Here is an 18,967-nt window from a genome sequence, read left to right on the forward strand (position 1 = left end):
CAGGTCCTCGCCTCTTTTCATCATGACTTCAGTCTCGCTGTAACAGCCTACACGATGTGCTATGCGATTTCGCTTCCAGGTGGCGCGTCACCGACCGGCGAAAAACGGCGTGTGACCTAGCGAGATTCCCGGGATGCGGCGACGAGGTCCGCGTATCTGCCGCTGGATTCCAAAAGCTCCTGATGACGGCCTTGTTCAACAATTTTTCCAGCGCTGACGACCGCAATATTGTCAGCCAACTCCGCGGTGGAGAGTCGGTGGGCGATGATGATCGCCACCCGCGAACGCGTAGCCAGTGCGATGGCCCGAACCACGTCAGCCTCGACCGCAGGATCGATATTCGCCGTCGCCTCATCCAGGACCATGATGTCCGGGTCGATGAGCTCCGCGCGAGCCAACGCGATGATCTGCTGCTGGGCAGAGGACAATCCCCGGCCCCGCTCACCGACCTCGCCGGCGAAGCCGCCGTCGATGCCGGCGATAATGTCCGTGCCTCCGATGGCAGCGATGGCCGCGGTGATCTCCTCCTGGCTCGCAGTCGGTCGACCATAGGCGATGTTCTCGGCCACCGTGCCGTGAAACAGGTGCGCCTCCTGGGGGACGTAACCTACCCGCGTACGCCAGGCCCGCAAGGGGAGCTGCTGGAGGTCGAGGCGCTGTACTTCGGGGTTATCCGTGTCGAACACAGCGGTGATGGTGCCCGCCGACGGTTGGTACCACCGGGTGACCAGCTTCGCGATCGTCGACTTCCCGGCGCCCGTCGCGCCAACGAGGGCGGTCGTGCCGCGGAAGCCCAAGCATGCGCCTCGAAGGGAGTCCTGCTCGGCACCGTCGTAGTGGAAATGCACGTCAGAGAAGTCCACCGCGGCGACCTTGCCCGGCAACCTGGCATCGGCGCCGTCGTCCCCAGTACTGGGCTCGGTAGGGACGGCCAATAACTCGGAGATTCGCTCGAAACTCACCGCGGCCTGCTGGAACTTATCGAAGATCTGCGAGAGCTGCTGGACGGGGCCGAAGAAGAAGGTCAGATACAGGCTGAAGGCGACCAGCGCGCCGTGGCTCGTCGTGCCTTCTGCGACCCGAGCGGTACCGAAAAATAGGACGGTCGCCTGGGCAAGCTCGGTGATGAAGGAGATGCCGGGGAAGAAGATGCTGACCGCTGCCTGCGCGCGGGTGCGCAGCCCCACGTACTGCTGCGACTGCTCCCCGATGCGCTCGGAAAGCACCGGGCCGAAGCCGTAGGCCGCCGCAGTGTTGAGCCCGTTGACCGCCTCCTGGAAGTGGGCGTTGACCGTGGAGACCTGGGAGCGGGCGGCCCGGTAGAGGCGCGAGGAATAGCGGCGGAAGACCCACGCGCCCACCCCGATGACCGGCAAGAACAGTGCGGTGATGCCCGCCAGCGCAGGGTCGGTCCAGATGAGCATGCCCAGCACACCCAGCAGCATCGTGGTGGAGACGATGGCCTGGGAAAGCCCGGTCTGCAGGAAGCTGGAGAGATTGTCGATATCCGTCGTCATTCGGGTCATGACCCGGCCCGAGGCGTTCTGCTCGAACCAGCTCATGGGCAGCCGGTGGAGGTGCTCGAAGCTGCGCACGCGAAGGGCGTAGAGCAGGCGCTCGCCGGTGTGTGTGGTGAGCACCGTGTTCCACGCGCTGGCGGCCCAGGAAACACAGACCAGGAGCAGGGCGCCGAGCCCCAGAGAGAACAGTGCGCTGCGGTCTGACCTGCTGATTCCCTCGTCGATGGCCTTGCGCACCAGGGATGGCAGCGCAATGTCGGCGACGAGCCCCAGCAGGAGCGTTGCCACGATCACCGCGGTCGCGACCGGGACGAGCCCCACCAGAGTGCGCAGCCGCAGTGCGGGGGTCGAGTTCTCGGACTCCGGGCCGGTGGGCGTGGCGTTGTGAGAAGTCGGCTCCTGCCGTGACGGGGTGACGCGGCGCAGCGCTGCGGCGTCGGCCTCCAACATGTCCGTGAACCTCGCAGCGTCGGCCGCTCGCGCGCGCCCCTCGTCGTCGCCAGTGCCATCGGTGACGCCCAGCAGCTCCCGATTTGCGCTTTCCTGGATCTCCTCCCAGCTGCGCGGCCACAGCGGACGGGCCGGGGGAGCGGGCAGGCTGATGACGCCCGTTTTCTCGGCGTCAGCGTTAGTCGCGCCCGTATCTTCGGGCGCTGCCCGGTGGTCGACGATCACCATCGTCAGGTTTCCCTCGCCCGCGCGCTGATGGAGATTGGCGATGATCTTCTGTTCGGTGACGGTATCGATGGCGCTGGTGGCACTGTCCAGGATCAGGACCCTAGGGTTGCGCAGCACCGCGCGGGCCAGCGCGATGCGCTGCCGCTGCCCGCCCGACAGTGTCAGGCCGCGCTCACCCACGATGGTGGAATAACCCCCGAGCTCGTCGATGAAGTCGGCGGCACAGGCGATGCGGGCTGCCTCCGCCACCTCGGCGTCGCTCGCCTGAGTTCCCATACGGATGTTCTCCGCGATGGACATGGAGTAAAGGAAGGGCTCGTCGAAGACGATCGTCGGCCACTGCGTGAGGGGCAGGTCTCCCAGCCGGACCGCGGTGCCGCCCGCGTAGGCCTCAAAGTCGGCCTTAACGTCCGCCGATTGCCCAGCCAGAGCCAGCGCCAGCGCCGACTTCCCGGACCCCGCAGGACCCGTGATGTACGCGGTCGACCCGGGAGTGACATCCACGGCGAGGTCCTCGCCCGCCCGGGTGCGGAAGGTGCCCCGGACCCCGACGGGGCCATCCGGGAGCTTTCCCGGGTTCTCAGGCGCCTGCCGTTGGGGGAGGGCGAGGATATCCTGCACGCGGGAGACGGCGGCGTTCGCCAGGTGCAACATCACCAACATCCCGGCGCCCATGCGTGTCATCCGTGACAGCAGGGTGACGTAAGCCGACGCCGAGAGGAACTCTCCGATGGTGATCGAGCCCCGCATCGCGAGCAGGCCGCCGGCAACCACGGTGGCGATCAGCGCAATCTGTGGGACGGCAGCCAACGCCGGTTGGAAGCGAGCAGTGAGCTGCCCGACGTGCAAGCGCAACCCGAAGAGCCTGCGGGCCCGAGCCATAAAGCCGGTCTGCTCGCGCTCCTCCTGGACGAAAGCCTTGACGATGCGCACGCCCGTCACGGTCTCCTCCACCTGGCTGGCGACGTCCGCGGCCTGCTGTTGGGCCTCCCACGTCGCGTCGTAGAGCCGGCGGCGGGAGAAGAAGGCGATGGCGGCGAGCACCGGAAGTTGAATGCTGAGCAGCACCGCCAGCGGCCAGGAGAGCCAGAACATGATCCCTAAGATCAGCACGACCTCCACGAAGATGCTGCCCATGATGGGCAGCATCGCCAGCATCCCCTGGATCTGGTTCAAATCCGAGATGGTTCGGGAGACCACCTGCCCGGTGCGCACCTGGGCCATCGCCGCCGGTGATGCGCCCTGCAGGGCTGCGAGGCAACGCATCCGGATGTCGTGCTGGACGTCGACGGAGAGCTTCCCGGCGAAGAAGCGCCGCGCACCGTGGGTGCAAAACCGGGCGAAAGCCGCCGCGATGAGCAGGCCGATCGCGCCCCGGCTACCATCGATCGCCCGGCCGGCGAACAGCGGGATCAGCACGGCCGCGGCGGGCATGAGAACGCTGAGCAGGGTAATGATGCCCAGCTGCATGCGGTGAGCGCTCAAGGGGGCGCGGAGGAAAGCAAACACGATAGCTATCAGCCTATCGCTTGCACCAGGTAGGAAAAGCCCGCCACCACGGCAGCGGGCGACGTCGAAAGCGGGAGCCGGGAGAAACGGCCCCGGCGCGAGGCAAATAAACCGGGTTAAGATCAACGCAGGAGACGAACCGCGCCGCGGAGAGAGGATTCCTCAATGGGATTTTTGGAAAACATCGCCCAGGCCCTCGACGTTGAGGGCATCGAGTCCCGAGCCACCGATGGAACGCTGTTCGTTCCAGTCTCTGTGGAAGTGGAGATCCAGTTCGAGCTGATCGAAGGGGTAGCCGGGGTCAGCACGCCGGCCGCGAACGTCTTCGTCGCGCTCGCCGACGTCACCGATGAGGATGAGGACTTCGACGCCGCCCTGGTCGGTGTGGTCTTCACCCCGGAGGCCGCGGTCGAGGCGGTGAACCGGCACATGGCCACCGACGAGGTGATCACGGTGCTCAATGAACTGCTTGATGGGCAGGACCCGCGCGTCGAGGACCTCGAGTTCGAACAGGATGATTACGACCCCCTTGTCCTGCGCGCGAACCTCAGCGCTAACTCCAAGGTCACCGTGAAGATCTCGGAGGGCCAGGGTGCGCCGACCGCTGCAGTGAGCTTTGTGGTGCTGCCCGATAGCGTCTTCGATCTCGCGGAGAACATCGCCGCGGAGATCCTCGTCGATGAGGAGGACGAGCAGGACCCGGCGAAGCTGGACATGCTGGACGCCACCCTGGACGAGCTGCGCACGCAGTACCAGGAGGTGCTGGACCTCGGCGTATTCGAAGATTTCAACCAGCTCTTCGACGTGCTCGCTTATGTCTCGCAGCAGGCCGAGGACTGGGAGGACCTCCTGGTCACCCTCGACGACGGCTCCGAGGACCCGTTCTTCGAGTGGGTCGAGGTCGAGGACAGTGACGTTGAGGACGATGACGCCGACGACGTCGCTGCCGACGGGGAGGACGGCGACGTGACGGCAGACGGTGAGGAACGCTAGCTTTCCACGAACCGCGACTGGCGGGGCGCGGGTGGTCAGGCGCGGCCGGGGTGTGGGCTAGCATGGCTAGCGTGATGATGGGCACAGCCCCCGGCACGGCGCCGGGCACATGCTGTGCCACCCAGCGTTGAGCGAGGACCGCAGGAGGGGCACGTGACCGAGGTAGCCATCATTGGGGCCGGCATGGCCGGCCTTGCAGCGGCCCGCACGCTCTCTCAGGCTGGGGTGCGCTGCACCCTCTTCGACGCCGCTGACCGAGTGGGCGGGCTGGTGCGCTCGGAGCAGCACGGCGAGATCACCGTGGACCGGGGACTGCAGTTCTTCAATACCTGGTACCCGGCGGTCAAGGAGATCCTGAACCCCGGGGAGTACTCCGCCCTCAAGATCAAGAACTTCCAGCCGGGGATCAACACCGTCACGCGTGAGGGCTCCGCGCTGATCATCGATCCCGTTCGCGCGCCATCGATGGTGCCGAAGCTGCTGCGCTCGGAATTCAGCTCCGCGCTACGGCTGGGTGAGCTCGTGCGCATGCGCAACTGGCTGCGCAGCGAGCTGATGCACCGCTCCTCACTGGAGCTGCGTGGCCCCAGCCGCTTCGGGCACGCCAGCGACGAGCCGGTCGCGGAGTCGCTTACCAAGGCCGGCATCACCGGCCCGGTCCGCCAGAACGCGGTCGACCCAATCCTGCGCGCCTTCCTCTATGACCACGGCGGGGAAACCTCCGCGGAGTTCGCGAAGTGGGTGTTCGTCACCCTGTTGCGCGGCACGCTGGCCCTGCCGGAGCGCGGAATGGGGGACCTGGCGGCGACGATGGGGCGCCTCGGCGGCGTCCGCGTCGAACTGAACTCCCAGGTCAGCGCGGTGGACGTCCAACCGAATGGGGTGGAGCTCACGGTGAACGGCAAGACCGAGCGCTTCTCCCATGCGATCGTGGCCACCTCTGCGCAGGCGGCCCACGAGCTGATCGGCACCGCGGTGCCCGAGCATCGCGGGCAGAGTACCTGGTGGTTCACCGTGAGCGACGAGGTGCACAGCGACAGGCTCGTGACCGTGGACGGCAGCGGTGAGCTGTGCATCGACCTGGCCGGCGAGGTCACATCCGTGGCCCCGGCCTACGCGCCGGGAAGCCAGCTGATTGCTGCAGCGACCTCCCACCCGCACAGCAACGGCGATTTCGACGCTGCCCGCGATCTACCCACCGAAATGCAGGTCCGCCGTGACGTGGCCAGCATTTACGACTGCAGCCCCGAGGCCCTGGAGTTGGTCACCCGCCACGACATCCCAGACGCCCTGCCACTGGTCGGGCCCAATCACGCGATCCAGGCCCAACCGGCAGCCGAGCTGCTCGATGGGCGCGTGGCGGTCGCCGGCGCTCACACCGCGACCTCAACCATCGATGGTGCTATCCGCTCCGGGCAGCGTTCTGCCCGGGCTATCGCGGAGCTGCTGGCAGAAAAATAGCCCCGTGCCGGGCGGGGCGACTCTGGGGCCACCGCCTGGCAACAGGGCAATAATCCACAACAATCCCCGCACTCTGCGGGGATTCATTGCTTCAGGGGGGGATTAGGCCGCGGCGGCCTCGGCTTTGTTCCTCCGGTCGATGAAGTAGTAGCGGATGGACATTGCCACCGTGAACACCACGCCTGCGATGAGGGCGGAGTGGAAATCCGACATCCAGAACATCGTGCCGAAGGTCAGCAGGATCATGGCGATCGCGAAGTATTGACCCAGCGGCCATAGCGGCACCGTGAAGTGCGCGTGGGCGACGTCCTCGGAGTTCAGGTGCTTGCGGTAGGCCAGGTGGCTGATGAGGATCATCAGCCACACGAAGATTGTGGCGAAGGTGGCCAGCGCGGCGATGTCCTGGAACAGGCGCTCAGCGGTCGGGTTGATCAGCTGCAACACGATGCCGATGACCAGCACGATGAGCAGGGCACTGATCGTGGAGACCGGCACGCCATTGCGCGGGTCGATCTTGGCGAACATCTTCGGGGCGAGCTTCTGGCGAGCCATGCCGTGAATCACGCGGCCGGCGCCGTAGAGATCCGAGTTGATCGCGGACAGTGCCGCGGAGAGAACCACGACGTTCAGCAGGGCAGCGGCCCAGCCGATGCCCAGGGAGCTGAAGATCTGCACGAACGGGGACTGCTCGCCGGTGATCTCGCGCCACGGAATCACCGCGACGATGACGAAGATCGCGAGCACGTAGAACAGCAGGATGCGCATCGGCACCGTGTTGATGGCCTTCGGGATCGTCTTCTCCGGGTCCTCGGCCTCGGAGGCCGTCACACCGATGATCTCCGTGCCACCGAAGGCGAAGAGCACCAGAATGAGGGCGGACAGCACGCCGGTGAAGCCGTTCGGGAACAGGCCGCCGTCGTTCCACAGGTTCGAGATGCCGACGGTGCCGCCGGTGTCCACGTTGAACACGAGGATGGCCGCACCGCCGAGGATCATGGCGACCACCGCGGTCACCTTGATCGTCGTGAACCAGAACTCCAGCTCACCGAACCAGCGGGCGGAGGCGAGGTTCGCCGCCCCCACGATGATCAGCGCCACCGCGACCCAGACCCAGGAGGCCGTCTCCGGGAACCAGAACTTCATATACAGCGCCACGGCCGTGAGGTCGGCCAGGCACACGATGATCATCTCGAAGGCATACATCCAGCCGGTGATGTACCCGGCCCATCCGCCCAGGTAGCGGCGGCAATATTCCGCGAAAGAGCCAGCGACGGGGTGGGCCACGGACATCTCGCCCAGGGCGCGCAGCATGAAGTACACGATCGCGCCGCCGAGCAGGTAGACGAAGATGACACCGGGGCCCGCCGCGCCGATCGCGCCGGCGGAACCGTAGAACAGCCCGGTGCCGATGGCCGAACCCAGCGCGATGAAGTGGATGTGTCGGTGGCGCAGCGCGCGCCGCAGCTCGCCCTGGTGGCTGTCAGTCGTGGATTCGCCCGCCGTGGCGGCCTCGGGCGCTGGTTGTTGCGACATGGGATTGTCCTCCGGATTCCGTCAAGCCGCGAAAGTCAGATCGATATCAGCCGTAGTATGCCACGTCACACTCCGGGCGAAAGATTCGGGTCGGCGCTGGATTGGTACTGGGGCTGCACCGGGGTCGGTGCTGGGGCAGCACTGGGGTCAGTACTGCCAGCAGCCACAATCAGTGCAGGCTACGATCTGCCTTCCACCGGGTGGCGCGGTATGGCTTTTGCTGGCCGCAGAGCGTACTGTCAAGTGCGATGAGTGATACTGATAGCGTCTCCGGCGACGTCAACAAGCCGGTGGATAACGATTACTCGGTAGCTCAGAACAATCTGCAGGAAGAGGCTCAGCAGGCGCCGGTCAACGATGCGCCGCTGAATATCTCTGATGTGTTGGGGGAGAACACCGAAGATTCCGCGATGGAATCCGCCGGTGGCTCCGCTGTAGCCGAGGGCGCAGAAGATTCTGGGAAGACCGACAATCTCAACAACGAGAAGAACAAGAACGAGAACCCAGAGGACACTGTGGCCGATCAGCAGGCGGAAACCGTAGAAAACAACAACGACAACGACACCACCCCGACCGCGTCCATCCAGGACGTCGCCGTCGCGAAGGACGACGAGCAGGCAGACAACGCGAAGGAAGACAAGGACGACGACGGTGCCGGTTTCGGTGACCTGGGTCTGTCGCCGGAGGTGCTCGACGCCGTCCGTGCCGTCGGATTCACCTCGCCGTCCCCAATCCAGGAGCAGACCATCCCGCTGCTGATGGCAGGGGAGGACGTGGTCGGCCTCGCGCAGACCGGTACCGGTAAGACCGCCGCCTTTGCGCTGCCGATCCTGTCCCGGCTGAACCTGAAGTCCCGCAAGCCGCAGGCCCTGGTGCTGGCACCGACCCGTGAGCTGGCGCTGCAGGTCGCGGAGTCCTTCGAGGACTTCGCGGGGAAGATGGGTGGGGTCAACATCTTGCCGATCTACGGCGGCCAGCCTTATGGCGCGCAGCTCTCGGGCCTGCGCCGCGGCGCGCACGTCGTCGTCGGCACCCCGGGTCGCGTGATCGATCACCTGCAGAAGGGCAGCCTGGACATCTCCGAGCTGCGCTTCATGGTGCTCGACGAAGCCGACGAGATGCTGAACATGGGCTTCCAGGAGGACGTGGAGCGCATCCTGGAGGACACCCCGGAGGAGAAGCAGGTCGCGCTGTTCTCGGCGACGATGCCGTCCGCGATCCGCCACCTGTCTAAGCGCTATCTCAACGAGCCGCAGGAAGTGACGGTCAAGTCCACCCAGCGCACCGCGGAGAATATCGAGCAGGACTACCTGATCGTGCACCACCGCGAGAAGCTGGACGCGCTGACCCGCATCCTCGAGGTCACCGACTTCGACGCGATGATCATGTTCGTCCGCACCAAGAACGACACCGAGGAGCTTGCGGAGCGCCTGCGCGCCCGGGGCTACGAGGCTGCCGCCATCAACGGCGATATCGCCCAGGCGCAGCGCGAACGCACCGTGGACCAGCTCAAGGACGGTCGCCTGGACATCCTGGTCGCCACCGACGTCGCCGCTCGTGGCCTGGACGTCGAGCGCATCACGCACGTGTTCAACTACGACATTCCGCGTGACACCGAGTCCTATGTGCACCGCATCGGCCGCACGGGGCGCGCGGGGCGTTCCGGCCGCGCCGTGCTGTTCGTGACCCCGCGTGAGCGCCGGATGCTGAAGTCCATCGAGCGCGCGACGAAGTCCCGCCTCAACGAGATCGAGCTGCCGAGCGTTGACCAGGTCAACGAGGCCCGCAAGGCGAAGTTCAACCGCGAGCTGACCAAGAACCTCGAGGATCCGCAGGTCTCCGTGTTCCGCGAGCTGGTGACCACCTACGCGGAGGACAACGGGGTCACCCTGGAGGACATCGCTGCGGCATTGGCAGCCGGGGCCCAGGGCGGGGAGAAGTTCCTCATGGAGGAGGCTCCGCGCCGCGAGCACAAGCGCCGCAGCGACGACCGTTACGGCGATGCCGACCGCCGTGGTGGCGGGGCGTACCGCTCCTTCGAGGAGCGCTTCAACAAGCCAGCCCCCCGGTTCACGGACCGCAACGGCAACGAGATGGAGGTCTACCGCCTCTCCGTCGGCCACCGCCAGCGCGTGCGCCCGGGCGCAATCGTGGGTGCCCTGGCCAACGAGGGCGGGTTGAACTCCCGCGACTTCGGCCGCATCAGCATCTTCTCCGAGCACTCTCTGGTGGAGCTGCCGGCGGATCTGCCGAAGCAGGTCTTTGAGGCCCTCGACCAGACCCGCGTGTCCGGTCAGCTGATCAACATCGAGCCGGACCCGGGCGCTCCGAAGGGGCGCCCGGGCTTTCACCGTGGCCACCGCCGCGACCGCGATGACCGCCGCGGTGGCTATCGCGACGACCGGGGCCGGGGCGACCGCCGGGGCGGTGGCCGTTTCGACCGCGACCGCGACCGCGGTGGGCGTGGGCGTGGCCGTGGGCACCACAACCGCTTCGAGGACTCCCGTGGGGATCGCCGTGGCGGCGGCCGCCACCGGGACGACCGTGGTTTCGAGGGCCGTGGTGGCCGCGGCAATAACCGTCGCGGGGGACGCTACTAGCTGAAACCTGTAAACCCGGCTGACGTGGAAGAAGCCACGTCAGCCGGGTTTTTGCATGGGATCAGCCGGGCCCAGTGGCCGAAGCGAGGAATAAAAAATAGCCGTGGGAGCGAGTTTTCGCCCCCACGGCTATGTGGCTTTCGCGCAGCATGTGAGTGGCTGCGGGAATCAGTGCCTAGACGAACATCAGGATCGCGGTGACCAGCCACAGCAAGTTGAAGATGCCGCCGAACATGGCAGCCTTGCCGGGCAGGCCCTTGGCAGCATCGCCCTGGATGGCGGCGAGCTCATCCTCGCTCGCCGGGGTGTCGGATTCGTCCAGGCCGTCAACGGAGATCAGGCCGCGGCGCTGCTGCGGGATCACCGCCAGCAGCAGGACCAGCCAGGCTGCCAGAGAGGTGAGGATGGCGGCGTGGAAGGCGTAGTTTTGCATCGCGCCGTCCACCGTCATGAAGGCGACCAGCCCCAGCACGGGAACCAGCAGGGAGATGTAGCCGTAGCGGCGGGTCATGCCAGCCAGGGTTGCCACGGAGCCCACCGCCTTGGCGGAGCCGGACTGCGCGGCGCGCAGGGTCGGAGCGAATGCCGAGGTAGCGACCGCGACCGGTCCGATGAGGAGGATCGCGGCGATGACGTGGAGAGCAGTAATAAATTGATCCATGCAAACTACTCTGTCAAAAAAATCGTGACTAGTCACAAACTCCCCGGTCAGCGAGGTAGCTGGCAGGCCTCCCGGGCCACGGCAGCATCGCCGGTGGTGATCGCCAGCCCGTAGCGTGCCGCAACCACGAGGTACCGGGCCACGTAGGGGCAGCGGGCCGCAGGGTTGGGCGGCAACCAGGCCTCCAGCGTCGCATCAGACTTCTCCCGGTTCAGCTCCGAGGCGGTGACCGCCAGGTTGTAGTGCCAGTCATTGGCGAAGCGATGACGCTTCTCTGCTGTCCAGGCGTGTGCCCCCAAATCCCAGGCCGCGGCGAGTGGAACAATGTGGTCGATATCCGTGCCCTGCGGGCGTACCGGTTCGGCGGAGTACTCATCGGATGCCTCGCCGGTGGCCCGCGGGCAGGGGCTGGCGGGTTCGGTGGGGAAGTTCAGGTTCAGCACCAGCTCACGGGTCGAGCAATAACTGCCATCAGGTGCGATGCTGTGCGCCCAGCCCTGCAGAAACCGGGTGCGGTCGTAGCCCACCACTCGGATCCGCTGGGGCACGACCTCCACCCGCGCCAGGGCCTGGCGGGCCAGCTCCTGCGCGCGCTGATCCACAGAGCGGCCCCCAGGCAACCAACCAGTTGGCACCGGAACCGACGTCGTGAAAAACAACAGACCAGCCACGGCGGAGAGAAAGACTAGAGAGAAAAAGAAACGTCGCCCCATGTTGTCTTAGACAACGCGAGGCGACGTTTGGTTCCCGAGGTTGCGGAAAAATTTTCCGCAGGGAGGGGAGGGGCTACTTAGCGGCCTCCTCCACGAACTCCTTCTCGGTGAGGCGATCGGCCTTGTTGCTCAGCTCGATGGACTTGTCGAACTCATCCAGAACCTTCGCGGAAGGCTCCTTGGTCATCAGGGTCACGCCGACCATGAAGACCACGTTGGCCAGCACGCCCGGGATCATCTCGTAGAGGCCGAACGGCTTATCGGCGATGCCGAAGTTAGCCAGGCCGCCCCACAGGAAGCTGACGATCGCACCGGCAGCCAGGCCGGCGATCGCGCCCGGGGCGTTCAGGCGACGCCAGTACAGGGAGGCGATGATGACCGGGCCGAATGCGGAACCGAAGCCGGCCCACGCGAACTCGACCAGGCTCAGCACGCCGGAATCCGGCTTGGCCGCGATGAACACCGCCAGCAGGGCGACGACGAGAACTGCGAAGCGGGAAAGAACCTGCAGCAGGCGATCGGAAGCGTTCTTGTTGAACAGGCCCTTGTAGATGTCCTCGATCAGTGCGGAGGAGACCACCAGCAGCTGGGAAGAAATCGTGGACATGATGGCCGCCAGCACTGCGGTGAGTACCAGACCAGCGATCAGCGGGTGGAACAGGATCTGGCCCATGTCCAGGAAGATCGTCTCGAAGTTGATCTGGTCGACGATCTTGATGTCCGGGTTCTCGGTGAAGAATGCCGGGCCGATGATCGCCACGAAGACGGTACCGATCATGGACAGACCCATCCAGGTCACGCCGTAGAACATGCCCTTGCGAGCAGACCGCGGGGTACGCAGCGCCATGAAGCGCACGATGATGTGCGGCTGGCCGAAGTAGCCCAGGCCCCAGGCCAGACCAGAGATGATGGTCACGAAGCCCACGCCGTTGACCAGGGAGAACCAGTTCGGGTTCGGCTCCAGGCCGGAGGCAGCGTAGGCGTTCTCCGTCTGGAAGCTGAAGATGGCGCTCGGGTCCTCCATGTGCAGAACCGCGAAGATCGGCACCAGGATCAGGGAGATGAACATGATGCAGCCCTGCACCGCGTCCGTGTAGGACACAGCGAGGAAGCCACCGACGAAGGTGTAGATCACGGTCACACCGGCGATCACGGCGATGCCGACGGCGTAAGAGGAGTCAAAGGTGGACTCGAAGTAGCGACCACCGGCGACCATGCCGGACGCCACGTAGAAGGTGAAGAACAGCAGGATCACGAGGCCAGCGACCACGCGAAGCACGTGGGACTTGTCCTCGAAGCGGTTCTCCAGGAAGCTCGGCACGGTGATGGAGTTGTCCGCGATCTCGGTGTAGGCGCGCAGGCGTGGTGCGGTGAACCACCAGTTGAGTGCGCAACCGAGCAGCAGGCCGATGGCCACCCAGAGCTCAGAGAAGCCGGATACGAAGATCGCGGCGGGAAGGCCCATCAGCAGCCAGCCGGACATATCGGAGGCGCCAGCGGACAGGGCTGCGACGAACGGGTTAAGGTTTCTGCCGCCCAGCATGTAGTCCTCGTACTCGTCGGTCTGCTTATAACCGAGGAGTCCAATGAACATCATGGCGATCAGATAGATCACCATTGCTGTGACGAACCATGCTTGGTCTGTCATACAGAATGTCTCTTTCTTTGTAGGGTCGAGACTTCCTGAAAGACCACCCGGGGCCGATGAAGAGCCGGCCGAATGGTTAGTCGAAGTCAATATTTAAAACTTGAGCATGGCCATGATGCCAGAATTCTCAACGCTTTTCTGCCAAAATCCTGAAAAAAGACCGAAAGAATGCCGTGTTGCTGGGCTTTAATGAGAGGAAAATGGGCAGTCTACGTGCGCCGATTCGGTGTGTCCGCGGGGCATGGTAGACCCTTATAACTATGGGATATGCTTTTCTGCTGCACGCGCTCGTGCCCGCCGGGGGCGGCGTGCAGCTGTGGGCCGAAAAGGTGGCCGGCCGCCAGATCGTCATGCGCGCCGAGGACATCCCCGACGGGCAGTGGCCCGCAGAGCTGCGCGCCGTGCTGGCTGCTAAACCGCTGCGCTCCCGAGGCCAGGTGCTCGTCTCCACCCCGAGCGGTAAGCCCACCATCCTCGCTATCCCCACTGCGGCGTGGGTGCCAGAACAATCCATCGCGCTGATGGAGCAGCTGCGCCGGATCGCCACCGATCCCGAGGTTCGCGAGGGCCTGGGCCCCGAGGTGATCTTCCTTATCGATCTATTCGAATACGTGGAAGCCACCGTGAAGGCAGGGCGGGTCATGGTTCGGATGGAGCGGCAGGATCAGCAGTGGCACCCTCGCTTCACCCTGGCTACCGCCGGGGAGCATTCCGCGGTGCTCAATGAGTTCCGGGCGCAACTCCCCGGAGTCCTGGCGCGCAACGGCAACGGGGACATGGTGGGGGATGCTGCCGACGACTGGGCGCATTGGATGGCCGTGAGCCTGATCTCCGATCGCGCGCAGCCGCCGGACTACGAGGAGCTGCACAGCCCGCTGGTCACCGACCTCCTCGCCGGGCGGGCCACCGCGAAGGCGGGACCCGCCACCGTCAGCGCGCTCAACGAGTGGCGCAGCAGCGCTAGGGATGCAGCCACCCAGCTGGTCTTCCGGCTCACGGATCCGGCTGATGCCAGGGAGCTTGGGGAGCCGGTGGCGTCGTCGTCCCTGGCGGAAGACCGCTCCACCGCCAACCGGGAACGCGAGCAGGACCAGGCAGCCGATGATGCGGCGAAGCAATTCACCTGGCGGCTGGAGGTGGGACTGTCGGTGGACGGGGCACCCGCCGAACCGGTCAACACCACGACCACCGGCAATGAGCAGGCGCGCAAGATCCAGCAGCGGCTACACCAGGCGGCGAAGGTATGGCCGCGCTTGGGAAGGCACCTAGGCCCCGTCGACCGGTGGGCAACCGTGGGCCGCTGGGTCCCACCGGAAGCTGCCTATACCGGGGACCCCGCCCTCGACCGCCAGCTGGCGTTCAGCGTGGACCTCGACGACGTGGCGGATTTGCTGGACACCAAGGCTAGTCGACTGCAGGAGGCGGGTTTTCCCGTCATGATCCCACGGGCTTGGGCACCGAAGACCACGCAGGTGGGGGCCACATTTCAGGCGGTGGGCTCCGGGCCGGGTTCCGGGAAGCTCGGGATGGACCAGCTCCTGGACTTCGAATGGAACCTCTCGGTGGACGGCACCCCGGTTGGGGAGTCGGACAAGCTGGAACTCATCAGCTCTGCCCGCCAGATCGTGCAGGTCAACGGGCAGTTTGTCTTCCTGGACAAGAGCTCGCTGAGCAAGGCCCGAGGGTGGCTCAGCGCGCTCACGGACGCGGCGGAGAAGGACGCGGCGGAGCTCAGCGAGGTCACGCTGGCGGAGCTGCTGGAGGCGGAGGCCACCGCCGAGGCTCACGGGGGCGATGACCCGGACCACAACATCCGGGTGGATATGGACGGCTGGGTGCGTCAGCTCTTCGACCGTGAGAACGTGGTCGCGCCCGCCCGGCAGGTGGAGCTGCCAGCGACGGTGCTGACCGAATTGCGCGAACACCAGCGCCGCGGTGTGAACTGGTTGGCGTGGATGGCGGAGCACGGCCTGGGGGCGATCCTTGCCGATGACATGGGGCTGGGGAAGACCCTGCAGGTGCTGGCCCTGCTGGCCTGGGAAAAAGAGAATGCATCGGAGGAGGGCACAGGCCCGGAAGCTATGGAACCGACCCTGGTGGTCGCGCCCACCTCCGTGCTGGCTGCCTGGCAATCGGAGGCCACCCGTCACATCCACGGCTTCTCCGTGCTGGTGGATCACGGGGCCGGGAAGGTGACCGACGCCGAGTTCCCGGAGCATGCCCGACAGGCGGACCTCGTCGTCACCAGCTACGGGACGGTCGCCCGCAACCCGGAGCGCTATCAGAAGATTCGGTGGCGCCGCGTGGTCGCCGACGAGGCGCAGAACATCAAGAATCCCGCGACGAAGCAGTCCCAGGCCGTGCGCGGGATCCCCGCCAATCACCACATTGCGCTCACGGGCACGCCGGTCGAAAACCGGCTCTCCGACCTCTATGCCCTCATGGACTTCGCGAATCCGGGGATTCTGGGCTCGGCCGCCGCGTTCCAGAACCGCCTTGCTATCCCCATCGAGCGTTATCAGGACGTCGGCGCAACCGAACGTCTCAAGCGGATCGTGGAGCCTTTCATCCTCCGGCGTCTCAAAACAGACCCTGCAGTGGGGGTGGCGCTGCCCGAAAAGCGGGAACACGTGGAAACCGTGCCACTGTCCGCCGAACAGGCAAGCCTCTACCAGGCCTATATCGCGCAGGTCGAGGAGGCCCTGGAGCAGGGATCTGCCAGCCGCCGTGGCCTGATCCTGGCCTCCCTGGTCAAGATCAAGCAGATCTGCAACCACCCCGCGCACTTCGCGGGAGATGGCTCGGGGATCCTGCGTGGCGGGAAGCACCGCTCGCCGAAGATCGAAAGGATTTTCGAGCTCATCGGCCAGGCCGTGGCGGAGGGCAAGAAGGTGCTTCTATTCACGCAGTTCCCTTCCTTTGGTCGGATGCTGGCACCCGCGATCGAGGCCGAGTACGGGATGCCCGTGCTTCAGCTCGACGGTTCAGTGAGCAGGTCGCGGCGCACAGAGCTGGTGGCGCAGTTCCAGCGCGATACCGGTCCGGGGGTCATGCTGCTTTCGGTGCGCGCCGGAGGTACTGGAATCACCCTGACCAGGGCTTCCGTGGTGATTCACATCGACCGCTGGTGGAATCCGGCGGTGGAGGACCAGGCGACGGACCGCGCCTATCGCATCGGTCAGGAACGTGACGTCGATGTGTATAAATTTGTCTCGGCGGGCACCCTCGACGAACGCATCCATGAGATCATCACCGGCAAGCGGGACCTCGCGGGAGCCGTTGTGGGTGAAGGCGAAGGCTGGATCGCGAGCCTGAGCGACGAGGACCTGGCCGAGCTCTGGCAGCTACGAGAGTCCTCGGACGTGTCTGCTGCGGATGCTACATCTGTGGCTACCAAGGTTCCCGGAGCGGATAACCAGTCGGATGGAGGCAGCAGATGAGTAGGAAGAACACTCCTCGGACCACCTGGGAAGGCAACGTCATCCTCGCGGATTTCGGGGCCCGCCGCCGTGCGGAGGCAGTCACCCCGCGCCCGTCGATTCCCATTCCTGCCGATCCGCTGGGCCCAGAAAGCTGGGCCGGGGCGCAGCTGCTGGAAGCCGTCGCTGGCGCCACCGACCGCGGTCGGCTGGAGCGAGGCCGGGATTATCACTGGGGCGGCCACGTCCAGAGCATGGAGCTGAGCACCAACACGGTGGTGGCGTTAGTCGCCGGCACCCAACCACAGCCCTTTGAGGTGGTGATCAAGGTGGCGGCGCTGAGTGCGAAGAGAAGGGACTTCATCGCCGCGGAGGTCGCCGCCGACCCAGCGCTCCTGCGCACCATCATCCGCGGGGACGCGCCCCCGACGGATCTCGCCGCGATGCTGCTGCGGCCCGACCAGATCCGCTTCGAGGGCTGCACGTGCCCGGATGGGGCGCCGGTGTGTAAACACGCGGTCGCCGTGGCCTATCAGCTGGCGGATACCTTTAACCACGATCCCGCAGCCATCCTGCAGTGGCGTGGGGTCGAAGCAGCCGAGGCGCTGCGCAGCGTCCAGCTCAGCCACGCCGGGGAGCAGGAGAGCAGTTCAACCCAGCCGAACTCGGGAGGCTCCGCCCAACAGGCCCCGGAGGTGCTCGACCAGGCGGAGTTCTGGGGCTCGGAGGAACGCCGGGTGAGCTGGTCGGCGCCGCCCGTGGAAAGCGGGCTGGAGCTCGGGGATCGCGATGCCTTGATGCGGGCTCTGCGCAGCCTGAGCTGGACCAGCGTTGATCAACTGCAAACGATGCACGAACTGGAATTGTGCCTGGAGATGATCACCGATGACTCCGGGCGTTTCGACCCCACCCCGTGGGCCCGCCCGGTGACGGGCACGAGGATGAAGTGACAAGGTGAAGAACATGAGCGATGCACAGCTGACAACGGCGTCTTCCCGGCCACGCGATACCGGCGTGGGTGCGCATTCGGTGCGCTTCCTGCACACCTCCGATTGGCAGATCGGGATGGGGCGGCGCTTCCTCGGCGAGGATAACCAGCGGCTCTTCGACGAGGCGCGGCTGGCAGCCGTGGAGAAGCTCTTCGCAGTGGCTGCCGACCGGAAGTGTGAGGCCATCGTCGTCGCCGGGGATGTTTTCGACGACAACCTCCTGGCGGAAAAGACCTGGACGCGGATCCTCGATGTGCTGCGCAACGCCCCGGTTCCGGTCTACCTGCTGCCGGGCAATCACGATCCGCTCAACCCGGCGAGCATTTACCACCAGCCGAGCCTGCAGCAGCTGTCCCCAGACAATGGCGGGAAGGTGACTGTCCTGCGGGACTCGACCCCAAGGCCACTGCGCGAGGGCGTGGAGATCATCGGCGCGCCGCTGCTGAGCAAGGTGGCCAGCGAGGATCTGGTGTACCGGGCGCTTGCAGACTTGTCGCCGGCAGGGAATACAATCCGCATCGCGGTTGGTCACGGGCACACGGAGTCGCGGGACAGTGTCGCGGATCCGTCGGTGATCGACGTCGCCCGGCTCAGCGAGCTCGTCCGGCAGCGCGTCGTCGACTACGTGGCCCTGGGGGACACGCACTCCGCGATGCCCCTCGATGACCGTGGCGTGGTGTGGTACTCCGGCGCTCCGGAGGTCACCGACTTCAAGGAGCCCGACGGCGGTGGCGAGTCCAACTCGGGTAAGGCGCTGGTCGTGGAGGTCGGCATCGACCCGGAGAACCCGGCTGCGCCCGCGACCGTTGCAGTGGAGCAGGTTGAGATCGGCCAGTGGCGTTTCCTGGCGATGACGGAGGACATCAACTCCCCAGAGGACGCCGAGGACTTCCTGGCGAAGCTGGCCAGCCTGCCGCAGCCGCGATCGACCGTGGTCAAGTACGCGCTGCGGGGGAGCATCGACCTGATGACAGACATCCGGTTGGAGACCGCGCTGGCTGAGCAGCGCCCTCGCTTCGCTGCGCTCTACGAGCGCACCCGGCTGATGGATCTGCACGTGTCCCCGGAACTGTCGGAGCTGCGTGGGGCCCTCCAGCTGCGGGGCTACCCAGAAATCGCGATGGAGAAGCTGCTCGCACTCGCCGAGGACCAGCGTCAGGCCCAAGGAACTCGAGATCAAGCCACGGATGCCCTGAAGCTCCTTTACCGCTTGGCCGCCAGCGTGCAGGTCAAGGAAAGCTAG

General features: G+C 65.7%; 11 protein-coding genes. 6 read left to right on the forward strand and 5 right to left on the reverse strand.

Going from position 1 to position 18,967, the window contains the following annotated elements; translation table 11 throughout:
• Window positions 1-116: 116 nt before the first annotated feature.
• On the reverse strand, window positions 117-3,707 hold the full coding sequence (locus tag QP997_RS02855; RefSeq protein ID WP_284846148.1) for an ABC transporter ATP-binding protein: 3,591 nt from the start codon (window positions 3,705-3,707) through the stop codon (window positions 117-119).
• Window positions 3,708-3,872: 165 nt separating this feature from the next.
• Here QP997_RS02855 and QP997_RS02860 point away from each other — a divergent pair, with 165 nt between their 5' ends.
• Both QP997_RS02860 and QP997_RS02865 read left to right on the forward strand, forming a co-directional pair.
• A complete protein-coding gene (locus tag QP997_RS02860) occupies window positions 3,873-4,700 on the forward strand; it encodes a hypothetical protein (protein WP_284846149.1) in 828 nt (275 codons plus the stop codon).
• Between the two features lie 153 nt (window positions 4,701-4,853).
• The gene (locus QP997_RS02865; protein WP_284846150.1) at window positions 4,854-6,161 is read left to right on the forward strand and encodes an NAD(P)/FAD-dependent oxidoreductase; all 1,308 of its coding nucleotides are present in this window, start codon (window positions 4,854-4,856) and stop codon (window positions 6,159-6,161) included.
• 102 nt (window positions 6,162-6,263) lie between these two features.
• Here the strand turns inward: QP997_RS02865 and QP997_RS02870 are convergent, their stop codons facing one another.
• A complete protein-coding gene (locus QP997_RS02870; protein WP_070759258.1) occupies window positions 6,264-7,694 on the reverse strand; it encodes an amino acid permease in 1,431 nt (476 codons plus the stop codon).
• 248 nt (window positions 7,695-7,942) lie between these two features.
• On the opposite strand from QP997_RS02870, the gene QP997_RS02875 reads away from it, so the two are divergent.
• Window positions 7,943-10,294 (forward strand): DEAD/DEAH box helicase, encoded by a 2,352-nt coding sequence (locus tag QP997_RS02875; RefSeq protein ID WP_284846151.1) that lies wholly within the window; start codon window positions 7,943-7,945, stop codon window positions 10,292-10,294.
• Window positions 10,295-10,469: 175 nt separating this feature from the next.
• Here the strand turns inward: QP997_RS02875 and QP997_RS02880 are convergent, their stop codons facing one another.
• The 3 genes from QP997_RS02880 to putP form a co-directional block, all read right to left on the reverse strand.
• Window positions 10,470-10,955, reverse strand: coding sequence for a hypothetical protein (locus QP997_RS02880; protein ID WP_284846152.1), 486 nt, complete (start codon window positions 10,953-10,955; stop codon window positions 10,470-10,472).
• Window positions 10,956-11,002: 47 nt separating this feature from the next.
• Window positions 11,003-11,557, reverse strand: coding sequence for an HNH endonuclease family protein (locus tag QP997_RS02885; RefSeq protein ID WP_284846153.1), 555 nt, complete (start codon window positions 11,555-11,557; stop codon window positions 11,003-11,005).
• A gap of 184 nt (window positions 11,558-11,741) precedes the next feature.
• Complete coding sequence (gene putP, locus QP997_RS02890) at window positions 11,742-13,316, reverse strand: sodium/proline symporter PutP (RefSeq protein ID WP_070760917.1); 1,575 nt, start codon at window positions 13,314-13,316, stop codon at window positions 11,742-11,744.
• A gap of 260 nt (window positions 13,317-13,576) precedes the next feature.
• Between putP and QP997_RS02895 the strand changes: the two genes are divergently transcribed.
• The 3 genes from QP997_RS02895 to QP997_RS02905 are packed head-to-tail and all read left to right on the forward strand — an operon-like array spanning window position 13,577 to window position 18,967.
• Window positions 13,577-16,756, forward strand: coding sequence for a DEAD/DEAH box helicase (locus tag QP997_RS02895; RefSeq protein ID WP_284846154.1), 3,180 nt, complete (start codon window positions 13,577-13,579; stop codon window positions 16,754-16,756).
• Complete coding sequence (locus QP997_RS02900) at window positions 16,753-17,685, forward strand: SWIM zinc finger family protein (RefSeq protein WP_148812488.1); 933 nt, start codon at window positions 16,753-16,755, stop codon at window positions 17,683-17,685. Before QP997_RS02895 ends, QP997_RS02900 begins: the two co-directional genes overlap by 4 nt.
• 13 nt (window positions 17,686-17,698) lie before the next feature.
• Window positions 17,699-18,967, forward strand: a complete 1,269-nt coding sequence (locus tag QP997_RS02905; protein ID WP_148812486.1) for a metallophosphoesterase family protein — start codon at window positions 17,699-17,701, stop codon at window positions 18,965-18,967.

Source organism: Corynebacterium sp. MSK039 (assembly GCF_030232315.1).
Lineage (GTDB): Bacteria > Actinomycetota > Actinomycetes > Mycobacteriales > Mycobacteriaceae > Corynebacterium.

What these genes read in the sequence shown, in the direction of transcription:
- QP997_RS02860 (WP_284846149.1), top strand. Translation starts at nt 3,873, where the DNA reads ATGGGATTTTTGGAAAACATCGCCCAGGCCCTCGACGTTGAGGGCATC.
- QP997_RS02870 (WP_070759258.1), bottom strand. Translation starts at nt 7,694, where the DNA reads ATGTCGCAACAACCAGCGCCCGAGGCCGCCACGGCGGGCGAATCCACG.
- QP997_RS02875 (WP_284846151.1), top strand. Translation starts at nt 7,943, where the DNA reads ATGAGTGATACTGATAGCGTCTCCGGCGACGTCAACAAGCCGGTGGAT.
- QP997_RS02880 (WP_284846152.1), bottom strand. Translation starts at nt 10,955, where the DNA reads ATGGATCAATTTATTACTGCTCTCCACGTCATCGCCGCGATCCTCCTC.
- putP (WP_070760917.1), bottom strand. Translation starts at nt 13,316, where the DNA reads ATGACAGACCAAGCATGGTTCGTCACAGCAATGGTGATCTATCTGATC.
- QP997_RS02895 (WP_284846154.1), top strand. Translation starts at nt 13,577, where the DNA reads ATGGGATATGCTTTTCTGCTGCACGCGCTCGTGCCCGCCGGGGGCGGC.
- QP997_RS02900 (WP_148812488.1), top strand. Translation starts at nt 16,753, where the DNA reads ATGAGTAGGAAGAACACTCCTCGGACCACCTGGGAAGGCAACGTCATC.
- QP997_RS02905 (WP_148812486.1), top strand. Translation starts at nt 17,699, where the DNA reads ATGAGCGATGCACAGCTGACAACGGCGTCTTCCCGGCCACGCGATACC.